Origin of the sequence: Vibrio sp. V39_P1S14PM300 (assembly GCF_009904765.1) — a bacterium.
GTDB classification, from domain to species: domain Bacteria; phylum Pseudomonadota; class Gammaproteobacteria; order Enterobacterales; family Vibrionaceae; genus Vibrio; species Vibrio proteolyticus.
In genome coordinates, this window is the sequence record NZ_WXWP01000066.1 from 1 (window position 1) to 3,150 (window position 3,150).

Sequence of the window (3,150 nt, forward strand, 5' to 3'; positions counted from 1 at the left end):
CTTACTTCAGTCATCGCACAGGGACCACTGCTGGTAATTAAATAATATTCACTCATTTTCCTATCTCTAATGTATTGCCAACCAACGCTTTGGTCATCAGTTGTCCTTTGGCGTTTTTTAAATCGTGCTGACCTAGTGGATGTTTTTTCCTATGTTTGCATGAGATGCGCTTTTTGCTTTTTCTCTCGGTTTTACCATTGGCACAACCAATATTCATACCAGAGCGATAATCCTTACCAAAACCTGTGATGGTCCAACGGAAATCATCAATATATCCTACTCCGCGTTTACTTAAATCCCTCAGTTTTGTAAAGAATTCATGATCTTGGTTGAACATGTCGGGGGCCATGTCATTGATAACCTTTAGTTCAGAGCTTACCGCTCGTTATAGAACAATGACACGCAATTAAGTTTCAACAGGCGTTCAATGTGCTATGGCGCTTTTTCTCGCTTAGGGCATTATGTAATTAGTGTTTATTATGGTGACATCCGAGAGATGTTTGGATAAGCAGTGAAAACTAAAAACAAGGAAAGGGAGTTAGTGTGGAGAATTACGTTGTATACGTTTTGTTAGCGGCAGCAACCATTTGTTTGCCGGGGCCGGCGGTAATGCTGACCGTCAATAACGCCATCCAGAATGGAATACGGAAAGCATTCGCTGGCATATTGGGTATTGCTACGGACATCTTGTGTATCTCCGCTATTTCAGCCACCAGTCTGGGGGTGGTCCTTTCCCAGTCGGTGTTTATTTTTACCGCCATCAAGTTGCTCGGGGCTATGTATTTGCTGTATCTCGGAGTCAAAATGTGGCGTTCCGATGCCAGACTCTCATCCCTTCACGGGGCGGCGAGTCGTTCTCACTATCAGTGTTTTAGTGAAGGTGTGTTGGTGTCGATTTCAAATCCCAAAGCCATCGTATTTTTTATGTCGGTCTTCCCACAGTTCATCGATGTTTCTCAGTCGCATACGCCACAACTCATTCTGTTGTCGGTTACGTTCAGTGGCCTGGTGGTGGTGATTCACAGTGTGTATGCGCTGTTCTCATCGGCGGTCAGGATCAAACTGGCTTCAGAGAAAAGCAAAAAAGTGATGAATAAAGTCAGTGGTGGGGTGTTTGTTGGATTTGCCGCTGGTCTGGCCGCTTCCACTAAGTGATGGCGAGTGGCTCTGACATGGGGCGTTGAAGCAAAACAAAAAGGCAGCGTAAGCTGCCTTTAGTTTTGGGTAATCGATCGGGTCGATTACGCTTTTTTCAGATCATGAGCAGGGTACGTCAGCGAGATTTCACCCACTTTGACGTGAACGTAAAAACCACCGCCACTGAGGCCAACCACTTTCATTTGGCCCAGATCAACACCTTTTGTCGCAACGACGACATCATCAACTGCAAACATTTTAACACCTTGATTTTGGGTAAGAGTATGACAAATCTTCTGGCTGGCATTCTAAGCAGATTCCGCATTGTTCACCTAATCAGAGTGTTTGTCGTCAAGATTAAACTTTGCTATGCAACTTGATTGTCATTGGCGGCGTTCTTCCCGGATATGAGCCTCCTTACATGCCATAGCGGAACGGTTTACCGGCCTGCAGCATATCCCGATGAACTGGCTGCAGTGCGTGTGCGTAAGCGGCCAACAGGCTCAGCGTATATTGACTTCGCGCCTGCATGAACTCGCCAGCGTCTGTCAGTTCCGGATTGAGTGAGGTGTCAATGTCACGGAAGATCAAATGGTCCGGCAGAAAGCAGACGTGGTTGTTTTTGCTGCCCGTCATGCGTAATTCACTGATCGGATACACGCCGTTGACACTGGCGGACACACTGACCGCCAAAGCGGGTTTGTGTGCCAGCTCATCGTCGGTGGTCAGCAATAGAAAGTTTTTCAGTGCAGGTGTCGCCATGCCGTGCCACTCTGGGGTAATGAAGACAAACGCATCAGACGCTTTAAGGGTTGACGCGACTACTTTCCACGGGCTCCATTCTTCACTGCCATTCCAGACGCCTTCATTCCACAGAGGCAAGTTAAGTTCATGCAGATCAAGGATCTGCGTTTGATCGAAATGTGGTGCCGCAATATGTTTCAGGTATTTTGCGACGTTGAAGCTTTGTGACTGCGCACGTTGGCTGCCGGAGATGATGGTGAGTTTCATGCGAATTCCTTTTTCGTGTTGGTCAAAGAGGTTGATTGAGATGAATGAGACTTAGGCGCGGCCAGCAAGATGGACAACAAAATGGCCGCCGCGCCGCACAGTTGTAACCAGGTTAGCGATTGGCCGAGGACGATGTAACCGAGCACGACAGCGGAAACACTGCTCAAGAAGCCCAGAAACGATACGGTGATGGTGGGCAGTTTCTCGATGCCCCGAAACCAAAGCGAGTAGGCAAGCATGGCCCCCACTACCGTCAGATATCCGTAGCCAAGATAGTTTTTGATGCTGAGGTGTTTCGGAAAGCCTTCCATCCACAATGCCACCGGTAGCAACATCAAACCGCCAAAGAGCAGTTGCCAACCCGTGAAGCTAAGCAGTGTCATGCCAGACGGACGTCCCCAACGTTTGGTCATTACGACCCCGGACGCCATGCTGACGGTGCCCAGCAGGCCAATCAGTATTCCATTGGTGTTTAATTCCGCTTGATTATTGAGTACGAGCAGGGCGATGCCACCCATGCCGAGCATGCTGGCGATCCCTTGTTTCATACTGAGCGTATTGCTAAGCAGTACATAGCTCAGCCCCATCACCAGTACCGGTTGAATCGACATCACCAACGCGGCCATCCCACCGGGAAGATACGTAGCGGCAAAGAATAGGCAGTAGAAGAAAAATCCAATGTTCAGGAAGCCCAAAATAGCCAGACGTGCCCACCATTTGCCATGAGGGAGAGTCTGACAGAGCATCACCAGCACAATACCAGCCGGGAGTGCTCTGAGCATTGAGGCGATAAGCGGGCTGTTGGCTGGTAGCAGTTCCGTCGTCACTATGTAGGTACTGCCCCACACAATGGGGGCGATGGCGGTCAGCGCCAATGTCATCAGAAGTTGAATCCGTTGCATGTTGATATTCCTGTGTGGCCATATTTCTCTTATAAAAGTATCTTTTGTGAAAGATACTTTTTAAAAAATAATAGAGATTTAACTTTTTATCAAGTATCTT

5 protein-coding genes are annotated in these 3,150 nt (G+C 48.1%); 1 reads left to right on the plus strand and 4 read right to left on the minus strand.

The genetic code is table 11. From position 1 onward, the window contains the following. Positions 1-52: 52 nt before the first annotated feature. Positions 53-349 carry a hypothetical protein gene (locus CAG65_RS03290; protein WP_161452157.1) on the minus strand — a complete coding sequence of 99 codons (297 nt, stop codon included), beginning with the start codon at positions 347-349 and terminating at the stop codon, positions 53-55. A gap of 194 nt (positions 350-543) precedes the next feature. Here CAG65_RS03290 and CAG65_RS03295 point away from each other — a divergent pair, with 194 nt between their 5' ends. After that, the gene (locus CAG65_RS03295) at positions 544-1,155 is read left to right on the plus strand and encodes a LysE family transporter (RefSeq protein WP_161452159.1); all 612 of its coding nucleotides are present in this window, start codon (positions 544-546) and stop codon (positions 1,153-1,155) included. 86 nt (positions 1,156-1,241) lie between these two features. On the opposite strand, the gene CAG65_RS22020 is transcribed toward CAG65_RS03295, so the two are convergent. The 3 genes from CAG65_RS22020 to CAG65_RS03305 form a co-directional block, all read right to left on the minus strand. Then, positions 1,242-1,394: a hypothetical protein gene (locus CAG65_RS22020; protein WP_021706106.1), complete on the minus strand. Its 153-nt coding sequence runs from the start codon at positions 1,392-1,394 to the stop codon at positions 1,242-1,244. Positions 1,395-1,554: 160 nt separating this feature from the next. Further along, on the minus strand, positions 1,555-2,148 hold the full coding sequence (locus CAG65_RS03300) for an NAD(P)H-dependent oxidoreductase (RefSeq protein WP_161452161.1): 594 nt from the start codon (positions 2,146-2,148) through the stop codon (positions 1,555-1,557). Next, positions 2,145-3,050: an EamA family transporter gene (locus tag CAG65_RS03305; protein WP_161452163.1), complete on the minus strand. Its 906-nt coding sequence runs from the start codon at positions 3,048-3,050 to the stop codon at positions 2,145-2,147. Before CAG65_RS03305 ends, CAG65_RS03300 begins: the two co-directional genes overlap by 4 nt. Positions 3,051-3,150 lie beyond the last annotated feature (100 nt).

What these genes read in the sequence shown, in the direction of transcription:
- CAG65_RS22020 (WP_021706106.1), bottom strand. Translation starts at nt 1,394, where the DNA reads ATGTTTGCAGTTGATGATGTCGTCGTTGCGACAAAAGGTGTTGATCTG.
- CAG65_RS03290 (WP_161452157.1), bottom strand. Translation starts at nt 349, where the DNA reads ATGGCCCCCGACATGTTCAACCAAGATCATGAATTCTTTACAAAACTG.
- CAG65_RS03300 (WP_161452161.1), bottom strand. Translation starts at nt 2,148, where the DNA reads ATGAAACTCACCATCATCTCCGGCAGCCAACGTGCGCAGTCACAAAGC.
- CAG65_RS03305 (WP_161452163.1), bottom strand. Translation starts at nt 3,050, where the DNA reads ATGCAACGGATTCAACTTCTGATGACATTGGCGCTGACCGCCATCGCC.